Source organism: Streptomyces sp. NRRL F-5123 (genome assembly GCF_000721495.1).
Classification (GTDB): Bacteria; Actinomycetota; Actinomycetes; order Streptomycetales; family Streptomycetaceae; genus Actinacidiphila.
The window spans coordinates 38,141-56,807 of record NZ_JOHY01000023.1 but is presented as its reverse complement, the minus strand read 5'-3'; the positions used below and the strand labels follow the sequence as shown (position 1 = coordinate 56,807).

The window sequence follows — 18,667 nt, the reverse complement described above, 5'->3', positions numbered from 1 at the left end:
GGTTTCGGCATCGGAACCTACTAAGCGGTCGCTCATGCGTGGTCACGCGGCGGGCGGCCGCACCAAGGGCTGAGGAGAACAGATGTCCAGCACCGAGCAGCGCGTCGCGATCGTCACCGGCGCCGCCCGCGGTATCGGCGCCGCCACGGCGGTCCGGCTGGCGGCGGAGGGCCGCGCCGTCGCCGTTCTCGACCTCGACGAGACCGCCTGCAAGGACACCGTCGAGGCGATCACGGCTGCCGGCGGCCGGGCCCTCGCGGTGGGCGCCGACGTCGCGGACGAGGCGCAGGTGCAGGCCGCCGTCGAACGGGTCGCCGCCGAGCTGGGCGCGCCCACGGTGCTGGTGAACAACGCCGGGGTGCTGCGCGACAACCTGCTGTTCAAGATGAGCACCGCGGACTGGGACACGGTCCTGGGCGTCCATCTGCGCGGCGCCTTCCTGATGAGCCGCACGGTGCAGAAGCACATGGTCGACGCGGCCTTCGGCCGGATCGTCAACCTCTCCTCGTCCTCCGCCCTCGGCAATCGAGGCCAGGCCAACTACTCCGCCGCCAAGGCCGGTCTGCAGGGCTTCACCAAGACGCTGGCGATCGAGCTGGGCAAGTTCGGCGTCACGGCCAACGCCGTCGCGCCCGGCTTCATCGCCACCGACATGACCGCCGCGACCGCCGCCCGGGTCGGCATGGGCTTCGAGGACTTCCAGGCCGCCGCCGCGTCCCAGATCCCGGTGCAGCGCGTCGGCCGGCCCGACGACGTGGCCAACGCCATCGCCTTCTTCACCGGCGACGACGCCGGCTTCGTCTCCGGCCAGGTGCTCTACGTGGCCGGCGGACCGCTCGACTGACCGCCCGGAGGGCGCACACCATGACCCAGAACCCCATAACCCCCGACACCGGCAAGGCCGCGCTCGTCACCGGTGCCAGCCGCGGTATCGGCCTGGCCATCGCCGAGGCCCTCGTCGCCCGCGGCGACAGGGTGTGCATCACCGGGCGCACCGAGGACACCCTCAAGGAGGCCGTCGAGCGGCTCGGCCCCGACCGGGCCGTCTACGCCGTGGGCAAGGCCCACGACGAGGCGCACCAGGCCGCGGCCGTCGAACGCGCCATGGAGGCCTTCGGCCGGATCGACTACCTGGCCAACAACGCCGGCACCAACCCCGTCTACGGGCTGCTCGCCGACCTCGACCTCGGCGTCGCGCGCAAGGTCTACGAGACCAACGTGATCTCCGCGCTCGGCTTCGCGCAGCAGACCTGGAAGGCGTGGCAGAAGGACCACGGCGGTGCGATCCTCAACATCGCCTCGGTCGCCGGCCTCGCCCCCTCGCCCTTCATCGGCGCCTACGGCATCAGCAAGGCCGCGATGGTCAACCTGACCGTGCAGCTCGCCGCCGAGATGGCCCCGGGCGTACGGGTCAACTCGATCACGCCCGCGGTGGTCAAGACGAAGTTCGCCGCCGCGCTCTACGAGGGGCGCGAGGAGGAGGCCGCGGCCGGCTACCCGCTCGGGCGGCTCGGCATGCCGCAGGACATCGGCGGCGCCGCGGCCTTCCTGCTCGGCGAGGAGGCCGGCTGGATCACCGGGCAGAACCTGGTGATCGACGGCGGGCTCTTCCTGCACGCCGGCGGCGTCTGACCTGCGGCCCGTCCGGCCGGCGCGCTGCCGCCGGGCGGGCCGTCCAGCCGTCGGGGCGCGGACTGTCAGTGGCTGCCGGTACGTTCTGACGCAGCAACTGATCGCGTACCGGAGGTTCCCGACGTGCCCACCATGCTCCCCGAGTCCTGGCAATCCGTCCTCGGCGAGGAGTTGGACAAGCCCTACTTCCAGCAGCTCGGCGACTTCGTGGCGGCCGAGCGGAAGGAACACCGCGTCTTCCCGCCCGAGGACGAGGTGTTCGCGGCGCTGGAGGCGACACCCTTCGACCGCGTCAAGGTGCTGATCCTCGGTCAGGACCCCTACCACGGCGCGGGCCAGGGCCACGGGCTGTGCTTCTCCGTCCGCCCCGGCGTGAGGACGCCCCCGTCGCTGCGCAACATCTTCAAGGAGATGCACGAGGAGCTCGGGCACCCGGTGCCGGACAACGGCTATCTGCTGCCGTGGGCCGAGCAGGGCGTGCTGCTGCTCAACGCGGTGCTCACGGTGCGCGAGGGCGAGGCCAACTCGCACAAGGGCAAGGGCTGGGAGAAGTTCACCGACGCGGTGATCCGCGCGGTCGCCGGGCGCCAGGACCCCGCGGTCTTCGTGCTGTGGGGGAATTACGCGAAGAAGAAGCTGCCGCTCATCGACACCGGGCGGCACACCGTCATCCAGGGCGCGCACCCCTCGCCGCTCTCGGCGAAGCTCTTCTTCGGCAGCCGCCCCTTCACGCAGATCGACGCCGCGGTCGCCGCGCAGGGCCACGAGCCGATCGACTGGCGCATTCCGAACCTCGCCGTGAGCGCGGTCGCCGCGGGCTGACCGGGCCCGCACCGCCCCCCCGGTGGGGAGCGGTGCGGCTCGGTTCAGCGGCCGTAGACGCCCTGGCAGATGGTGGCGGCGCTGCTGCCGGCGGCCCAGCGCCCGTAGGCCCGGCCCATCGCGCACAGCTCGTCGAGCTGCTTGGCGCTGCGAATGCCCGCGCCCGCAGCCGACTTGTGCCGTACCGGCTGCGAGGCGCGGGGTACCGCCGAGGCGGGTCCCTCGCCCGGCGCCGCGGCGGACGGTGTGCCGGGATCCGGCCGTACGTCTGCGAGCAGCGGCGCGCCGGGGGACGGGGTCAGGGTCACCACGGCGGGTGAGCGGCCGGGCGGCGTGGTCGCGTCGGGCCGGGCGGGGGAGACGGTGGTGCATCCGGCCACGGCGGACGCCGTGAGCAGGAGCACCGCAGCGGGCAGCATGCGCACCTGTCCTACTCTGCCCGGTTCCTCCCGTGTCCGGCAGTCCCCGCAGGAGTGAAAAGCCCGTACGCCGTGCACCCCGGGTCACCCGTCCGGGTGGCGCCCACCTGCCCGTATGCTGCGGTGGCACCGCTCCCGCCCGGGCGCGGGCGGCGGCACGGCGAGGAGCAGCGCATGGCAGCGGGCAACGCCCCCCTGAAGGTCGGCGTCATCGGACTCGGTGACATCGCGCAGAAGGCGTACCTCCCGGTGCTCGCCGCCCAGCCGGGTGTCGACCTGCATCTGCACACCCGTACCCGCGCCACCCTCGACCGGGTCGGTGACACCTACCGGCTGCCGCACCGGCACACCACGCTGGACGGGCTGCTCGGCCAGGGCCTGGACGCCGCCTTCGTGCACGCGCCCACCGCCGACCACGTCGGCATCGCCGCCCGCGTCATCGAGGCGGGCGTCCCGGTCTACGTCGACAAGCCGCTCGCCCGCGACGCGGAGGGCGCGCGCACCCTGGTCGAACTCGCCGAACGGCACGGCGTCCCGCTCACCGCGGGCTTCAACCGCCGCTGGGCGCCCGGCTACGCGCAGTGCCTGGACCACCCGCGCGACCTGGTCCTGATGCAGAAGAACCGGGTCGGACTGGCCGACGACCCGCGCGAGGTGGTCTTCGACGACTTCATCCACGTCGTCGACACCCTGCGTTTTCTCGCCCCCGGACCGGTCGAGCAGGTCCGCGTCTCGGCGAAGACCGTCGGCGGCCTGCTGCACCACGTGGTGCTGCACCTGTCCGGCGACAGTTTCACCGCGATCGGGTCGATGAACCGGATGAGCGGTTCGGTCGAGGAGAGCCTCGACGTCAGCGGCAACGACCGGCGCCGCCAGGTGCTCAACCTCGCCGAGGTCGTCGACCACAAGGGCCGGCCCAGTGTGCGCCGCCGCGGCGACTGGGTGCCGGTCGCCCGGCAGCGCGGCATCGAGCAGATCACCCTGGCCTTCCTCGACGCGGTGCGCGCCGGCGCCGGCTCCCCGCTGGACGCGCGCGACGCGCTCGCCACCCACGAGCTGTGCGAGCGCATCGTCACCGAGCTACGGGAACAGGCCGCCTGACCGCGCGCGTCACCTCGTACGCGGCGGCCGAGAGCACCAGCAGCAGCGCCAGGTGCGGCACCCAGTCGCCGAACCGGACGTACGGGCTGCGGCCCGCGGCGAGCGGCACGTCGTAGACCGCCGCGGTGGCCGTGCCGGTGCCGAGGCGGCGGCCGACCGGCCGCCCGGCGGCGTCGTAGACGGCGCTGACCCCGGTCAGCGTCGCGTGCACCACCGGCCGCCAGCTCTCCGCCGCGCGCAGCGCCGCGAGGGAGGCGTGCTGCGCGGGCGCCCAGGTGTGCTGGAAGGACGCGGTGGACGACTGTGCGACCAGCAGCCGGGCGCCGTCCCCGGCCAGACGGCGGCTCATGTCGGGGAAGGCCGACTCGAAGCACACCAGCGGGCCGATGCGCAGGCCGCCCGCGTCCATGACCACCTGGCGGGCGCCGCGCCGCCGGTCCTCGCCCGCGGCCTTGCCCACCGAGGTGGCCCAGCCCAGCAGCGGGCGCAGCGGGACGTACTCGCCGAAGGGCACCAGCCGCATCTTGTCGTACCCGGGCCCGGTCACGCCCTGCGGGCCGATCAGGACCGAGGTCTTGGAGATGCCGCTGCCGTCGGCCCGTTCGGCGTCCACGTTGACCAGCAGGTCCGCGCCGACCAGGCGGGACAGCGCGGCCAGCCGGCGGGTCACCGCGGGCTGCGCGGCCAGGTCCACGCCGACGCTGCTCTCGCCCCACACCACCAGGGACGGGTGGGTGCCGGCCAGCTGGCGGGTCAGCTGCTCCTCGCGGGCCAGCCGCGCCGTCCTGCCGACGACCACGCCCGGCTGCACGACCGCGATCCTGGCCCCGCCCGCCGTTCGCGGACGCGGTGCCCACAGCCAGGCGGCGCCGGTCCCCAGCGCGGCGGCGAGCAGCGCGGCTGCCGCCGGCCGGCGCAGCGCGGGGAGCGCGACGAGCGCGGCGGCCGCGGTGTTGACCAGCACCACCAGCCCGCTGACCAGCCACACCCCGCCCAGCGACACCAGCCGCAGCGCGGGCTGCACCTGCCACTGGCTGGCCCCCAGCAGCCCCCAGGGGCCGCCGAGGTACTGCCAGGAGCGGGCCAGCTCGACCATCAGCCACCCGCACGGCAGCAGCACCAGCGCGGGCACGAGCCGCGGCGCCGCACCCCCGGCCCCCGCACCCAGCAGCCGCCGCACCAGCCAGCCCCACGGCGCCCACAGCGCGCCCAGCAGCAGTGCCAGGACGACGAGGAAGACGTTCAGGCTCGCGGCCAGCCAGTGGTGCACGGCCAGCATGAAACCGGTGCCGCCCAGCCAGCCGTCCAGCGCGGCCCGGCGCGGAGTCGGGGCCGACCGCGCCAGCAGCAGCCACGGCACCAGCGCGACGTACGCGAGCCACCACAGCGCGGGCGCGGGGAAGGCCAGCGCGGGCAGCGCCCCCGCCGCGGCCGCGCCCGCCCCGCGCACCCACCCCGCCCGACTGGACGAGGGTGCGGCGGACCTCGCCCGCAGCCCGGGGGCCGTCACCGTCATCCGCGCTCCCTCGACCGCTCGGGCACACCTGTCCGCCCCGCCCCGACTCCCCCGCAACGGGGCCGGCGGGCCGGGCGACCAGTCTCGCCGCTCCCTGCGCCCGGCACACGTCGGCCGCCTCGCGCCGCGTCCGGCGTGTCGACGCGCGGGAGGGCGCGCACGGGAACGGAAGGGGACGGCGAACGCTCACGCCGGGAACGGGTGCCTGCTCCAGGGCGTGCACGCGTGCGGGAGGTACGGGCGCGGCAGCGCGGGACCGGGGAGAGGGACCGCGGCGGGGCGCCCGTACCGGGTGGTGCGCCCGGGGCCGGGCCTACGGCAGGCGGTTCCAGGACGTCAGGACGTGGCGGCCGTGCTCGTTGCCGAGGCGGCTGACGGTGCCGGTGGCGAGCTGGAAGAGGGCGCCGTCGGCGGGCCGGAGGCCGAGGCGGCGGGCGGTCAGGACGCGCAGGAAGTGGGCGTGGGCGACGAGCACCACGTCGCCGCCGTCGCCGTTCGTGAAGGCCGCGTCGGCGCGGGCGAGCACCCGGTCGGCGCGGTCGCCGACCTGCTCGGGGGATTCACCCGGATGGTCGTCGGGGCCGGGGATCACACCGTCGGTCCACAGATCCCAGTCCGGGCGGACGCGGTGGATGTCACGGGTCGTCACGCCCTCGTAGCCGCCGTAGTCCCACTCGTGCAGATCCGGGTCCACCATGCCGTGCTCCAGGCCCGCGAGCTTCGCGGTGTCCCTGGCCCGCTGCAGCGGGCTGGTCAGGACGCAGGAGACGTGCCGGGAGGCCAGCAGCGGCGCGAGGCTGCGCGCCTGTGCCTCGCCCTTCTCGGTGAGCGGCAGATCGGTGTAGCTGGTGTGCTGTCCCGATCGGCTCCACTCGGTCTCACCGTGCCGGATCAGCACGAGCTCGCCCATGGTGTACCTCCCGTGACGCCGTTCGGCGCCGCAATATGATCATACGTCGCTGCGTGGAACGGCGGCCGGTCACGCCCGCGCGCGCCCGGCCCCGCCGCCCCGCTCGCGCATGACACGCGGGCCACGGGGCAGACGCCCCGTCATCTCGCCTCAGTACGATGACCGCGCGGCCCCGGCTGCGGCATCAGCGTGACGCCGGAGCGAACGCGGGTGTACGCCCGGGTCGGCACGCCTGTGCCGTCCGGCCTGCCCTTCCCGCCCTCCGACCGCAGCACAGGAGCCGCCGTGAACGACGCCCCCGACGCCCCCCGCACGTACGACGTCATCGTGATCGGCGCAGGGCCGGTCGGCGAGAACGTCGCCGACCGCACCCGCGCCGCCGGGCTCAGTACCGTCGTCGTGGAGAGCGAACTCGTCGGCGGTGAGTGCTCGTACTGGGCGTGCATGCCCAGCAAGGCGCTGCTGCGCCCGGCGCTCGCGCACGCCGACGCGCGCAGGCTGCCGGGCCTCAGCCGCGCCGCGCAGGGCCCGCTGGACGCGGCGGCGGTGCTCGCCCGGCGCGACGACTTCACCTCGCACTGGAAGGACGACGGGCAGGTCGACTGGCTGCGCTCGGTCGACGTCGAGCTGGTACGCGGCCACGGCCGGCTCGCCGGCGAGCGCCGGGTGGAGGTCGACACGTCCGACGGCGGCACGGTACGGCTGGCGGCCCGGCACGCGGTGGCCGTCTGCACGGGGACGACCGCGGCCCTGCCGCCGATGCCCGGGCTCGACGAGATCAACCCGTGGACCAGCCGGGACGCCACCAGCGCCAAGGAGGTGCCGCGGCGGCTCGCGGTCGTGGGCGGCGGCGTGGTGGCCGTCGAGATGGCGACCGCCTGGCAGGCGCTCGGTTCGCAGGTGACGCTGCTGGTACGGGGGAGCGGCCTGCTGGACCGGGTCGAGCCCTTCGCGGGCGAGATGGTCGCCGACGGGCTGCGCGAGGCGGGCGTCGACGTGCGCTTCGGCGCGAACGTCGCCTCGGTCGAGCGCGACGGCGCCGCGGGCGAGGTCAGGATCGGCCTGGAGGGCGGCGCGCGGGTCTCCGCCGACGAGGTCCTCTTCGCCACCGGCCGCGCCCCGCACACCGGCGACGTGGGCCTGGAGACGGTGGGCCTCAAGCCCGGCGGCTGGATGCCGGTCGACGACACGCTCCGCGTCACCGGCGTGGACGGCGGCTGGCTCTACGCCGTCGGCGACGTCAACCACCGGGCGCTGCTCACCCACGAGGGCAAGTACCAGGCGCGGATCGCGGGCGCGGTCATCGCGGCCCGCGCGAAGGGCGAGCCGGTCGACGACGCCGCCTGGGGCAGGCACGTCGCGACCGCCGACCACGCGGCGGTGCCGCAGGTCGTCTTCACCGACCCCGAGGTGGCCGCGGTGGGCCTGTCCGCCGCCGAGGCCGAACAGGCCGGCCTGCGCACGAAGGTGGTCGACTACGACCTCGCCCAGGTCGCAGGCGCGAGCCTCTACCGCGACGGTTACCGCGGCCGGGCCCGTATGGTCGTCGACCTCGACCGCGGCCACCTGGTGGGCGTCACCTTCGTCGGCCCCGGCGTCGGCGAGCTGCTGCACTCCGCGACGGTCGCGGTGGCCGCCGAGGTGCCCGTGGAGCGCCTGTGGCACGCCGTCCCGTCCTACCCGACCATCAGCGAGATCTGGCTCCGCCTCCTGGAGGCCTACCGCCAATAAGGACAAAAGCGGCAGGGGCGTGGTACGGCGGAGGAAGTGATCGAACGAGCCTGCGACGGATGCGGTCGATGCTTGGTCGGGGTCCAGTCGCCTGTCGCGCATGTCCGCCGCCACCACCTCGCCTGAACGACAGCGGGACGACGCGCTCGACGCGGTGAAAGCTGTCGGCGGGCACGTCGTCGCCTGGGCTGACGACTGGGAGGTCTCGGGCGCCACCGACCCCATGACGCGCCCGAAACTCGGACCCTGACTGACGGGGGTCTGTCCGGCGCGCGACGGCCTCTGTCGCTGATTCGGTGGTGACGGAGAGCGTCGGCGTGTGACGACGTGTCGTGCTGGATGCCAACGAGCTTGTGGGCACGGTGTTTTCGGGGCTGTCGCCGCTGGTCGTGGACGGTGTGTCGGACGAGGAGGAGCTGATCCGGGTCCGGGCCAGGACACCGGGCGGTCCGGTCGCGTGGGCGTGGGCGTGGGCGTGGTCGTGGGCGTGGCGTGGGCGCCGGCACGGTGACCACCGTCGAGCGGGTGAGGCAGGCGGCCGGCGCCGGGGCCTCGTTCGCTGTGGCCCCGGGGCTGGACCCCGGTGTCGCGGCAGTCAGCCTGGGAGCCGGTCTGCCGTACCTGCCCGGCGTGGCCACCGCCTCCGACATCCGAGCCGCCGGGCGCCTCGGCCTGCGGAAGGGGTTTCCCGCCTCCGCGCTGGGCGCGGGCTGGGTCACGATGGTGCACGGGCCGTTTCCGCGGGCGCAGTTCGTCGCCACCGGCGGAGTGGGCGCGGCCAACGCCCGGCGGTTACCGGACGCGGGCGCGCGGTCGTCGGCGGGGGGTCCGCGCCCGAGGATCGCTCCCACTTCGACAAGCCGGCCGCGCTGTTGCGGGAACGTTGAGGCCCGGACAGCAGTGACCGAACCGCCCCGCGGCGGAAGGGTCTAGACGCACGGAGACTCGACACAGGTCATGCGGTCACAGCGGGGCGGCCGAACGCCTGGACCGGGTCGGCGACCGCCGGCGTCAGGCGGCCGGATGTTCCGCCTCGCCGTTCTCCGGTGCACAAATCCTGCTTTGGGGGCATGGAATGTGCAAACGTGAGAAAGGGGCGTTCGGAAGGGGAATCGCGTGTACGACCCAGATCCACCGTTCCGGCCGGTCCGGCGCCGGGACGGCTACCTTCCACTGGAGGATCACGGCCTGATCGGGGACGGTACGACGGCTGCGCTGGTCGGCCTCGACGGCTCGATCTCGTGGATGTGCTTGCCCCGGTTCGACTCGGATCCCCTTTTCTGCGGCCTGCTGGACCGTGCGCGCGGCGGGCACTTCACCGTCGCTCCCGAGGACGTGGTGGAGGCCCGGCAACGCTACGAGCCGGACACCGGGGTGCTGGTCACGGAGCTGCGCGGCCGCACCGGGACGGTGCGCGTCACCGACGCGCTGGTGCTGCGTTCAGGTGCCGACCTCACCGACGACGTTCCGGCCGGCCGGGCGCAACTCGTTCGTTCCGCCGTCGTGCTGGCCGGGACAGTGCGTCTGCGGGCGGAGTTGCGACCACGCGGCGGCGCGGAGGTGACCTCGCTGTTCAGCGGCCTGGAGGTACGGCCGTCCCGGCGCCCGGACGTACGACTGCACCTGCGGTCCAACCGCCCGTTGGCGGGTCTGGACGGCATCCACGAGCTGCGGCAGGGCGAGCGGCTGGACCTCGTGCTGTCCTGGGGGCGGTTCCACCGCCACCACCGATTCGACACCGAGGCGATGCTGCGCGCGACCGTGGAGGCGTGGCGGCGCTGGATGGAGCACTTCGACCATGCGGGTCCGGAGGAGCCGCTGGTCCGGCGCGCGGCGATCACGCTCAAGATGTGCGACGACTGGGCCAACGGCTCGCTGATCGCGGCGCCCACGTCATCGCTGCCGGCGCCGCTCGGGGGGGTCCGCAACTGGGATTACCGCTACGCCTGGGTCCGTGACGCGGCCTTCGCCGTCTTCGCGCTGCGACGCATCGGGTTCCGCGGTGAGGCCCGCGCTTTCCTCGGCTGGGTGCTCGACGCCTTCGAGAGCAGCGGGCAGCCGCGCATCATGTACGACGTCGCGGGCGGTCCTGTGCCGGACGAGGTCGAGGACGGCGGACTGGAGGGCTACCGGGGCTCGGCCCCAGTGCGCTGGGGCAACGGCGCGGCAGATCAGCGCCAGCACGACGTGTACGGGGAGATCCTCGACTGCGCGGACCAGTGGCTGCGTTCCGACGGCGAGATCCAGCCCGCCCTGTGGGCGGACCTGGCCCGGCTGGCTGACACCGCGGAACGCGCCTGGCAGCAGCCCGACCAGGGAATCTGGGAGGTACGCAGCGAGGGCCGGGTCTTCACCTACTCGGCCGGCCTGTGCCAGGTGGCGCTGGACCGCGCGGCGACCATCGGCGAGCGGCTCGGCCTGCCCGCTCCGATCGGGCGCTGGCGTACCTCGGCCGACAGGCTGTGCAGGCTCATCCTCGAACAGTCCTGGGACGAGGATGCGAAGACCCTCAGCGCACACCTGGACGGCGGCGGCGTCCTGGACGCGAGCCTGCTCGCCCTTCCGCTGCGTCAGGTCGTCCCCGCCAACCACCCGCGGATGGTGGCCACGACGACGGCGGTCGCCGAGCGCCTGGACGCGGGCGGTGGGCTGCTCCACCGCTACCTGCACACCGAGGCACCGGACGGCCTGCCCGGCGACGAGGGCGCGTTCGTCCTGTGCAGCTTCTGGCTGGTGGACAACCTGGTCGCCCAGGGACGCCAGGAGGAGGCCGAGGAGTTGTACGCGTCGCTGTGCGCCCGGGCGAGCCCGCTGGGGCTGCTGTCGGAGCAGATCCATCCGTCCACAGGAGAGTTCATGGGGAACTTCCCCCAGGCGTTCAGCCACATCGGGATCATCGCCAGCGGCGTGAACCTGGCCCGGGCGAGGGCAGGAGGAGCACGATGACCAACCGGCTCGCCGTCTTCGGCGCGACAGGAGACCTCACAGCGCGTTACCTGTTGCCGGCGCTGGCCGCGTTGCGGGAGTCCGGCGACCTCGGCGACGACTTCGAACTGATCGGCGCAAGCCGGGAGGAACGCAGCACCGAGGACTTCCGGCAGTGGATCGCCGCCCAGCTCCACCGGCACGCCGGATCGTGCCCGGCACATGTCAGGGACGCAGTCACGGCGTCCGCACGGTACCTGCGGGCCGACGCCGGCGACCCGTCCGACGTCGCCGCCGTCATCGCCGGCGACACCCCCCTGGCCGTGTACCTCGCCCTGCCTCCGGCGCTCTTCCCGCGGGCGGTATCGGCACTGCACGAGGCGGGCCTCCCGGCGGGCAGCAGCATCGTGCTGGAGAAGCCCTTCGGCGAGGACCTGGAGAGCGCCCGGCAACTGAACCGGCTGCTGGCCGAGGTGGTACCGGAGGAGGCGGTGTTCCGTGTCGATCACTTCCTGGCCATGACGACCGTCCAGAACGTGCTCGGCAGCCGCCTGGCCAACCGGGTGCTGGAGCCTCTGTGGAACAGCACGCACATCGCCGAGGTGGAGATCGTCTGGGAGGAAAGCCTCGCGTTGGAGGGCAGGGCCGGCTACTACGACCACGTCGGCGCCCTGAAGGACATGCTCCAGAACCATCTCCTGCAACTGCTCTGTCTCGTCGCGATGGAACCGCCGCTCACCCTCGGGGCGCGGGACCTGCGCGACCGGAAGGTCGACGTCCTGCGGTCGGTGCGGTTGCTGACCGAGGAGGACGTCGTGCGGCGCACACGCCGCGCACGCTACCTGCCCGGCAGGATCGGCGACCGGGACGTTCCCGCGTACGTCGACGAGGAAGGCGTCGATCCGCGGCGCCGCACCGAGACCTACGCGGAGGTGGAACTGGAGCTGGACAGCTGGCGCTGGGCCGGGACGAGGTTCCGGCTGCGCAGCGGAAAGGCGTTGGGGGCGGACCGCAAGGAGGTCGCGGTGCACTTCCGTGCTGTGCCGCACCTGCCGTTCGGGCACAGCAACGAGGAGCTGCCCAACGTGCTGCGCTTCAAACTCGAACCCGAGGGGCTGACCCTCGACCTGACGGGCATCGGCGCCCACGCCTACGAGCTGGCGCCGCTGTCACTGACCGCGCAGATGGAGCCGCCTGTGCTGCCCGCCTACGGCCGCCTCCTGCTGGACGTCTTCAAGGGCGACCCCGCCCTGTCCCTCCGCGGCGATGAGGCCGAGGAGGCCTGGCGGGTCCTGGAACCCGTCCTGTCCGCCTGGGAACAGGATCTCGTCCCGCTGGAGGAGTACCCGGCCGGCTCCGGGGGCCCGGCCACGCACATCGACCCCGCCGACACCCGGCGGCGGCGTGAAGTCCTGCTCCACGACCCGGCCCCGCCGGCCACCGGGGGCTAGACCGCCGGACATCCCTCGTCCGGCCGCGGCACACCTGCGGACCCGGGCGGGTGGCGGGACGCTGGAGGCCTGGCGGGGACGCGCACGGCGGGCAGGCAGTCCCGCCGCCCGGGCCCGTCCCGTCGCAGCGACGAGGAGGAAGCATGGCGGACCAGCTCCCGAAGACCGGTCGCATCGTGGTCGGGGTGGACGGATCGGACGCAGCCGAGCGGGCCCTTCGCTGGGGCGTGCACTACGCCGGACTCACCGGTGGTGTGGTGACGGCGGTCACCGCCTGGGACTTCCCGCCGATGCACGGCGCGCGCTGGATGCCCCCGAGCAGCACCGACGCGGCCACCCTGGAGGAGCGGTCCCGCAAGCGGCTGACGGACGCTGTCGCCGAGGTCGTGGGAGAGCGGGGTCCGGTGGAGGTCCAGGCCGACGTCCGCTACGGCGCGCCCGCACGGGTCCTGCTCGACGCGGCGAAGGGCGCGTCGCTGCTGGTCGTCGGCAGCCGGGGGCTCGGCGGCGTCTCCGGGCTGCTGCTCGGCTCGGTCGCCCAGCACTGCGTGCAGCGTGCGGACTGTCCGGTGGTGGTGATCCGCGGCGACGGGTAGGGGCCCGGGGGCCGTGGCCGCCGTCACTTCTGCGGGTGCGGGCGGGAGTTGCCGGTCGGCTCGTTCACCGGGAAGCGCGCCGGCTTCCCGCTCAGGACCCGCACGGCCTCCTCGGCGGCGATGCTCCGTACCGTGGTGACGGCTTCCTCGGAGTAGTAGGCCGCGTGTGGCGTGACGATCACGTTGGGCAGTTCGAAGAGAGGGTTGGTCGGCTGCCAGCCGCGCACCTTCGCGGGCTCCTCCTCGATGTCGTCCAGGGCCGCACCCGCGATCCACCCTTCGGTCAGCGCCTGGTGAAGCGCCGCGTCCTGGACGATGGGCCCCCGCGCGGTGTTGACGAGGACCGCGGTCGGCTTCATCCGCCTGAGCGTGGCGTGGTCGAAGGTGTGGCGCGTCTGCGGGGTGAGCGGGGTCTGGATCACCACGTAGTCGGCGCCTTCCACGAGTTCGTCGAAGGAGACCGGCCGGACCCCGCTCGACCGGATCACGGACTCGCCGAGGTACGGGTCGTGCGCCCACACCTCGAGACCGAAGGCCTTCGCACGTTCGGCGATGAGCCGGGCGATGGAGCCGAAGGCCAGCAGACCCAGGACCTGCCCCCGCAGTCTGTGTACGGGCTGCCCCGTCTTCCAGTGCCACTCACCCGTTCGCGTCGCCCGGTCGTACCGGCAGATCTTGCGGGCCGCAGCGAGCCAGAGCGCGACGGCGTGGTCGGCGACCTCTTCGGCACACCACTCGTTCGGCGCGTTCGTGACCTGGATGCCGCGTCGTGTCGCGGCGTCGACATCGACGATGTCCACGCCGGTGCCGTAGCGGGCGATCACCCGGCAGCGGGTCAGAGCGTCGATGGCACGGGAACCGACATGTGCGTACTGGGTGAGGACGCCGCCGGCCTCCCGGCCCCTCTCGATCACCTCGTCCTCGCTCTTGCACTGTGCGGCGGAGAGCCGGAATCCGGCGCCCTCGATGATCGCGCGTTCGATGTCCACATCGCCGAAGTCGGAGTCGGCGATCAGAACGACGTCGCTGGAGTCAGTGTGAGTCACGTGGAATCCCCTTGGTGTGGACGAGGTCCTGGTAAGGCACGGCGAGCTCCAGGCAGCCCCCGCTGTCCAGCTGACCGACCGTGGAACGGTAGATCTCCTGCCACGGCGTCTGGTTTTCCAGCACGGGGGGTGTGTACTGCGCCCAGCGCGCGGCAATCTCCTCGTCGGACAGGAGGACGTCGACGCGTGCCGCATCCAGGCCGACACGGATCGTGTCGCCGGTGCGCAGGATGGCGAGGTTGCCCCCGACGGCGGCCTCGGGGCTGGCGTTGAGGATCGAGGGCGCGTCCGACGTGCCGCTCTGACGGCCGTCACCGAGCGTGGGCAGCGCGACGAGGCCCCGCCGGCTCAACGAGGCGGGGAGCTCCATGTTCACCACTTCGGCCGAGCCCGGATATCCGACCGGGCCCGTGTAGCGGATGACGAGAATGCAGTCCTGGTCGATGCCCAGTTCTGGATCCTCGATGCGTGCGTGGTAGTCCTCGGGTCCGTCGAACACGACGGCGCGGAAGTCGAAGACCGACTCACCGCCGTCGCTCCGCGGGCTGCCTGCCCTGAAACCGTCGGTGATCACCGATGTCTTCATGATCGCGGAGTCGAACAGGTTTCCCTTCATGACGAGCAGTCCGCCCCTGGGGGTGACAGGGTCGTCGAAGGGGCGGATGACTGTTGCGTCGGCGGCCGGAACCGCTTCCAGATTTGCGGCCACGGTACGTCCCGAGACCGTTGGCGTCTCACCGTGCAGGTGCCCCGCGTCCAGCAGCGACCGCATGACCGCCGGGACACCACCGGCGCGGAAGAAGTCCTCGCCGAGAAACTCCCCGGCCGGAGCCAGGTTCACCAGCACCGGTATGTCCGCACCGACGCGGTGCCAGTCCTCGTTGGACAGGTCCACCCCCGCGTGGCGCGCGATGGCGTTGATGTGGATGGGCACGTTGGTCGACGCGGCGATGGCCGAGGCGACGACGATCGAGTTCTCGAAGGCCTGGCGGGTCATGATCCTGCGGGGGCTGAGGTCCTCCCGCACGAGGTCCACTGCCCGGCGGCCCGTCTCGTAGGCCATCTGCGCCCGCTCGTTGTACGGCGCCGGAATCGCCGCACAGCCCGGGAGGGACATTCCCAGGGCTTCGGCCAGGCTGTTCATCGACAGCGCGGTGCCCATCGTGTTGCAGTGCCCGACGCTGGGCGCGGATGCGGCCACGCGTGCCATGTACTCGTCGTAGTCGATCTGACCGCTGGCGAGCAGCCGCTTCGACTGCCAGATCACCAGGCCCGAGCCCGTTCGCATGCCCTTGTGGTAGCCGTTGAGCATCGGCCCCCCGGACAGGACGATCGCCGGAATGTTCACCGTCGCCGCCGCCATCAGGCAGGCGGGAGTGGTCTTGTCGCACCCTGTCGTCAGGACGACGCCGTCGAGCGGATAGCCGTAGAGCACCTCGACCAGCCCGAGATAGGCGAGGTTGCGGTCCAGCGCCGCGGTGGGGCGTTTTCCCGTCTCCTGCAACGGATGGACCGGGAATTCGAACGGAATTCCGCCACTGTCGCGCACCCCGTCCTTGACCCGGTCGGCAAGGGCCAGATGGTGTCGATTGCAGGGAACCAGGTCGTTCCCCGTCTGGGCGATGCCGATGATCGGTCGCCCCGACTGGAGTTCTCCCGACGTGAGCCCGTAATTCAGGAACCGCTCCAGATACAGGGCGGTCATTTCCGGGTTTTCCGAGTTGTCCCACCAGGCCTTGCTGCGCAGCCCCTCGGTCGCGCGGTTCGCCTGTGACATAGAGAGCTCCTCACCGGCCGTCCGGCTTGCACTGCGGCGAGCCGGGCTCCGCTGCTGCCTCGGAGAACTCCTCCATTTCAGGGCGAGCGGCGGACAACCCGGGCCGTCCGCCACAGCAGACTTCGCACCATTATTCGCCCGCAGCGACGAATGTGCAGTCCGGACGGCCGGTTGGACTCCCCACCGGAGGACCGGCTTGTCCGCGGGGTGATCGCGGCCGAGGGATGCCCCGAACCGTGGTGGCCAGAGGCCCGGACCGGGGTTACCCGGCGGTCGGCTCGGGATGGATCTGCTCGATGCGGTCGCGCTTGGTGTACAGGTCCCAGTAGTGCTCGGCGAGGTCGTCCGGGTCGACGAGCGGGCCGACGCCTTCCGGCAGTGATGCGGCGGTGATCTCTGCCATCTCGCTGCGGGCGATGAACGCCGCGATGGACAGGGTGCCGGCGTAGGCGCCGATGTCGGCGAGTTCGCCGTTGAGGGAGTACAGCCAGTTGCGGGCGGCGGACATCAGCGGGCCCACGCCGCTCAGGTACGGCCGCGGCGCCACGGCGGTGTGGCCGGTGGTCATCAGGAACGCGCCGTCGCCGCGCTCGGCCCACTCGGGCAGTACCGCGCGGACCACCTCGACCGGGGTGAGCAGGAGAAGGGGGCTGTCCTTCTGCAAGGTGGCGGCGTCCAGCTCGGTGGCGGGGACGAAGCTCTGTTCCCCGCTGATCGGCCCGTACTCGATGACGTCGATCCGGCCGAACCGTCCGCGGACGGCGTCGATGAGGGCGGGAACCTCGGCGGGCTCGGAGAGGTCGGCGGTGAATCCGGCCGCGTCGATGCCCTCGCCGGTGAGCTGTTCGACGAGTGCGTCGAGACGGTCCTTGCGGCGGGCGACGAGGGCGACGCGGAAGCCTTCGCGGGCGAAGCGGCGGGCGACCGAGGCACCGAGACCGGTGCCTGCTCCGAAGACGGCGATGACCTTGGACGTGTCGGGCATGGGGATGTCTCCTCGGGAATTCGGGGGAGTGTTCAACAGGGTCGAGTGGGTCAGCCGCGGGCGTTCCACACCAGCGGGGCGCGGCGGATCCAGGTCTCCTCGTCGACGGCGTCGAGGAGGAAGCGGGCGAGGTCGGCCCGGTTGATCCAGCGCCCGGGCGTGGCGGTGGGGGTCTCGCCGGCGTGCAGGGGTCCGGTGGCGGGCCTGTCGGTGAGTGCGACGGCGCGGGCGAGGGTCCAGTCGGTGTCGGAGGCGCGCACGACCTGGTCGACGCCCGTGTGGTCGGTGAACCCGGCTTTGATGTTCGACAGGTTGATGAACGCCTTCATCAGCGGGTTGAGGCGGGCCCAGTCGTCGCCGGCGCCCTGCGAGGAGGCCAGGGCGATCCGGCGGATGCCCTGTTCGGCCATGACGGTCAGGGTGTTGCGGGCGGCGTCGGTCATGAACATCGGCGGGCTGATCGGCTTGGCCCAGGGGTTGTCGGAGGCGCGGGCGTTGTTCAGCACGCTGATCACCGCCTGGGTGCCCTGGGCGGCCTTGCGGATGTCGTCGATGTTCGCGGGCGTGCCCTGGATCAGCTCGACACCGGCCGGGGCGTGGACGGCGGAGGGATCGCGGACGAGGGCGCGGACGCGGTGGCCGCGTTCGGCGGCCTGTGCCAGGACGTGGGTGCCGGTGCGGCCGCTGCCGCCGAGGACGAGCAGGTCGGTCATGGGGAGTCGTCGCCTTTCGTGGGCGGAGGGCCGGGCGGCGGGAGCCGGCCGGGGGGCGGATTCGGAAGGGTCACAAGGAGTACGGGCCGAAGCGGCCCCGGGCCACCACGAAGGACAGGGCCGGCAGCACGCCGCTCATGCCGATCGCGCTGTACTCCCGGCGGCAGTCGTGGAAGGTGCCGGCCGGCGCCGTCACCACCGCGAGGCCGAGGGCAGCACCCACGGCAGGACGTTCATCGGACTCCTCGTCTCTGGATCACGGGGGTTCTGTGGAGATCAGCCGTGTGCGGGGACGGCGCAGCCGTCCGGGCCGCAGGCCGGGGCGTCGCCACCGGCGGGGGTGAGGGGGTGGGTGTCGTCCCAAGCGGTGCGGAGCAGGTCCAGCAGGGTGTCGCTGTCCTGGGCACCGGGGACGCCGTAGCGGCCGTCCATGACGATGAACGGGGCACCCGTCGCGCCGAGGCGCTGAGCGCGGGCCGCGTCGTCCCGGACCTGCTCGCGGTAGCGGCGCTGGGCGAGGGCCTGCCGGGTCTGTTCGCGGTCCAGGCCCAGGGTGTCGGACAGCGCCAGCAGGTCGTCCGGGGAGAAGACGGGCTCGGCCTTGCCGAAGTAGGTGTCGAAGATCGCGTCCCACGCCTCGCGGTTCTTGCCGTGGTCGGAGGCGTGGGCGAGGAACTCGTGGGCCAGGTCGGTGTTGCCGACCTGGTTGTCCAGCACCCGGTAGGGGCTCAGACCCTCGGCCGCGGCCAGTGCCTCGATCCGCCGGGTCGATGCCTCGGCCTGACCGCCGCCCACACCGTGCCGTCGCAGCAGAGCCTCGCGGACGGAGAAGGTGCGGTCCTCGGGGAAGCTGCTGCTGAGCGGGAACGAGTGGTGGACCACCTCCACCTCGCCCGCGTGCTCGAACCGCTCGACGGCCCGCTGCAGACGGTGATGGCCCAGCCCGCACCAGGGGCACGTCACCTCGGACCAGATGTCCACCTTCACCCCACACCTCCGATTCTTACGACTTGTTCGTAACGCCATGGTGGACCAGTATGGAA

19 protein-coding genes are annotated in these 18,667 nt (G+C 72.8%); 10 read left to right on the top strand and 9 right to left on the bottom strand.

Features of this window, described 5'->3' with window-relative positions; translation table 11 throughout:
- Positions 1-82: 82 nt before the first annotated feature.
- The 3 genes from fabG to ung all read left to right on the top strand — a co-directional run bounded on the left by fabG (position 83) and on the right by ung (position 2,454).
- The gene (gene fabG / locus IH54_RS0120165; RefSeq protein ID WP_031518622.1) at positions 83-844 is read left to right on the top strand and encodes a 3-oxoacyl-ACP reductase FabG; all 762 of its coding nucleotides are present in this window, start codon (positions 83-85) and stop codon (positions 842-844) included.
- Between the two features lie 20 nt (positions 845-864).
- Positions 865-1,632, top strand: coding sequence for an SDR family oxidoreductase (locus IH54_RS0120160; RefSeq protein WP_031518620.1), 768 nt, complete (start codon positions 865-867; stop codon positions 1,630-1,632).
- A gap of 132 nt (positions 1,633-1,764) precedes the next feature.
- Positions 1,765-2,454, top strand: coding sequence for a uracil-DNA glycosylase (gene ung / locus IH54_RS0120155; protein ID WP_031518618.1), 690 nt, complete (start codon positions 1,765-1,767; stop codon positions 2,452-2,454).
- A 44-nt stretch (positions 2,455-2,498) separates the two neighbouring features.
- Here the strand turns inward: ung and IH54_RS0120150 are convergent, their stop codons facing one another.
- Positions 2,499-2,873 (bottom strand): hypothetical protein, encoded by a 375-nt coding sequence (locus IH54_RS0120150; RefSeq protein ID WP_031518615.1) that lies wholly within the window; start codon positions 2,871-2,873, stop codon positions 2,499-2,501.
- 195 nt (positions 2,874-3,068) lie between these two features.
- Between IH54_RS0120150 and IH54_RS0120145 the strand changes: the two genes are divergently transcribed.
- Positions 3,069-3,974, top strand: coding sequence for a Gfo/Idh/MocA family protein (locus tag IH54_RS0120145; RefSeq protein ID WP_031518613.1), 906 nt, complete (start codon positions 3,069-3,071; stop codon positions 3,972-3,974).
- Here IH54_RS0120145 and lnt read toward each other — a convergent pair.
- The gene (lnt, locus tag IH54_RS0120140; protein WP_031518611.1) at positions 3,946-5,490 is read right to left on the bottom strand and encodes an apolipoprotein N-acyltransferase; all 1,545 of its coding nucleotides are present in this window, start codon (positions 5,488-5,490) and stop codon (positions 3,946-3,948) included. The genes IH54_RS0120145 and lnt overlap by 29 nt on opposite strands.
- A gap of 313 nt (positions 5,491-5,803) precedes the next feature.
- Positions 5,804-6,400, bottom strand: a complete 597-nt coding sequence (locus IH54_RS0120135) for a histidine phosphatase family protein (RefSeq protein WP_031518610.1) — start codon at positions 6,398-6,400, stop codon at positions 5,804-5,806.
- Positions 6,401-6,685: 285 nt separating this feature from the next.
- Between IH54_RS0120135 and IH54_RS0120130 the strand changes: the two genes are divergently transcribed.
- From IH54_RS0120130 to IH54_RS0120110, 6 genes are all read left to right on the top strand, one after another.
- Positions 6,686-8,131, top strand: a complete 1,446-nt coding sequence (locus IH54_RS0120130) for a dihydrolipoyl dehydrogenase family protein (RefSeq protein ID WP_199923422.1) — start codon at positions 6,686-6,688, stop codon at positions 8,129-8,131.
- A 100-nt stretch (positions 8,132-8,231) separates the two neighbouring features.
- Positions 8,232-8,381 carry a hypothetical protein gene (locus IH54_RS43395; RefSeq protein WP_234343643.1) on the top strand — a complete coding sequence of 50 codons (150 nt, stop codon included), beginning with the start codon at positions 8,232-8,234 and terminating at the stop codon, positions 8,379-8,381.
- A gap of 242 nt (positions 8,382-8,623) precedes the next feature.
- On the top strand, positions 8,624-9,064 hold the full coding sequence (locus IH54_RS40005) for a bifunctional 4-hydroxy-2-oxoglutarate aldolase/2-dehydro-3-deoxy-phosphogluconate aldolase (RefSeq protein ID WP_052397666.1): 441 nt from the start codon (positions 8,624-8,626) through the stop codon (positions 9,062-9,064).
- Between the two features lie 183 nt (positions 9,065-9,247).
- Positions 9,248-11,077 carry a glycoside hydrolase family 15 protein gene (locus IH54_RS0120120; protein ID WP_031518602.1) on the top strand — a complete coding sequence of 610 codons (1,830 nt, stop codon included), beginning with the start codon at positions 9,248-9,250 and terminating at the stop codon, positions 11,075-11,077.
- Positions 11,074-12,507 carry a glucose-6-phosphate dehydrogenase gene (locus IH54_RS0120115; protein WP_031518599.1) on the top strand — a complete coding sequence of 478 codons (1,434 nt, stop codon included), beginning with the start codon at positions 11,074-11,076 and terminating at the stop codon, positions 12,505-12,507. Before IH54_RS0120120 ends, IH54_RS0120115 begins: the two co-directional genes overlap by 4 nt.
- Positions 12,508-12,650: 143 nt before the next feature.
- Positions 12,651-13,103 carry a universal stress protein gene (locus IH54_RS0120110; protein WP_031518598.1) on the top strand — a complete coding sequence of 151 codons (453 nt, stop codon included), beginning with the start codon at positions 12,651-12,653 and terminating at the stop codon, positions 13,101-13,103.
- 23 nt (positions 13,104-13,126) lie between these two features.
- Here the strand turns inward: IH54_RS0120110 and IH54_RS0120105 are convergent, their stop codons facing one another.
- The 6 genes from IH54_RS0120105 to IH54_RS0120080 all read right to left on the bottom strand — a co-directional run bounded on the left by IH54_RS0120105 (position 13,127) and on the right by IH54_RS0120080 (position 18,605).
- Positions 13,127-14,149, bottom strand: coding sequence for a C-terminal binding protein (locus tag IH54_RS0120105; RefSeq protein WP_031518596.1), 1,023 nt, complete (start codon positions 14,147-14,149; stop codon positions 13,127-13,129).
- Positions 14,136-15,926: an IlvD/Edd family dehydratase gene (locus IH54_RS0120100; RefSeq protein ID WP_031518594.1), complete on the bottom strand. Its 1,791-nt coding sequence runs from the start codon at positions 15,924-15,926 to the stop codon at positions 14,136-14,138. The genes IH54_RS0120105 and IH54_RS0120100 overlap by 14 nt, the downstream gene beginning before the upstream one ends.
- Before the next feature lie 262 nt (positions 15,927-16,188).
- Entirely contained in the window at positions 16,189-16,911 is a 723-nt protein-coding gene (locus IH54_RS0120095) for an SDR family NAD(P)-dependent oxidoreductase (RefSeq protein WP_031518592.1), read from the bottom strand.
- A gap of 50 nt (positions 16,912-16,961) precedes the next feature.
- A complete protein-coding gene (locus IH54_RS0120090; RefSeq protein WP_031518589.1) occupies positions 16,962-17,624 on the bottom strand; it encodes an NAD(P)-dependent oxidoreductase in 663 nt (220 codons plus the stop codon).
- Between the two features lie 70 nt (positions 17,625-17,694).
- Positions 17,695-17,847, bottom strand: coding sequence for a hypothetical protein (locus IH54_RS45605; RefSeq protein ID WP_159011959.1), 153 nt, complete (start codon positions 17,845-17,847; stop codon positions 17,695-17,697).
- A 53-nt stretch (positions 17,848-17,900) separates the two neighbouring features.
- On the bottom strand, positions 17,901-18,605 hold the full coding sequence (locus IH54_RS0120080; protein ID WP_234343641.1) for a DsbA family oxidoreductase: 705 nt from the start codon (positions 18,603-18,605) through the stop codon (positions 17,901-17,903).
- Positions 18,606-18,667: the final 62 nt, after the last annotated feature.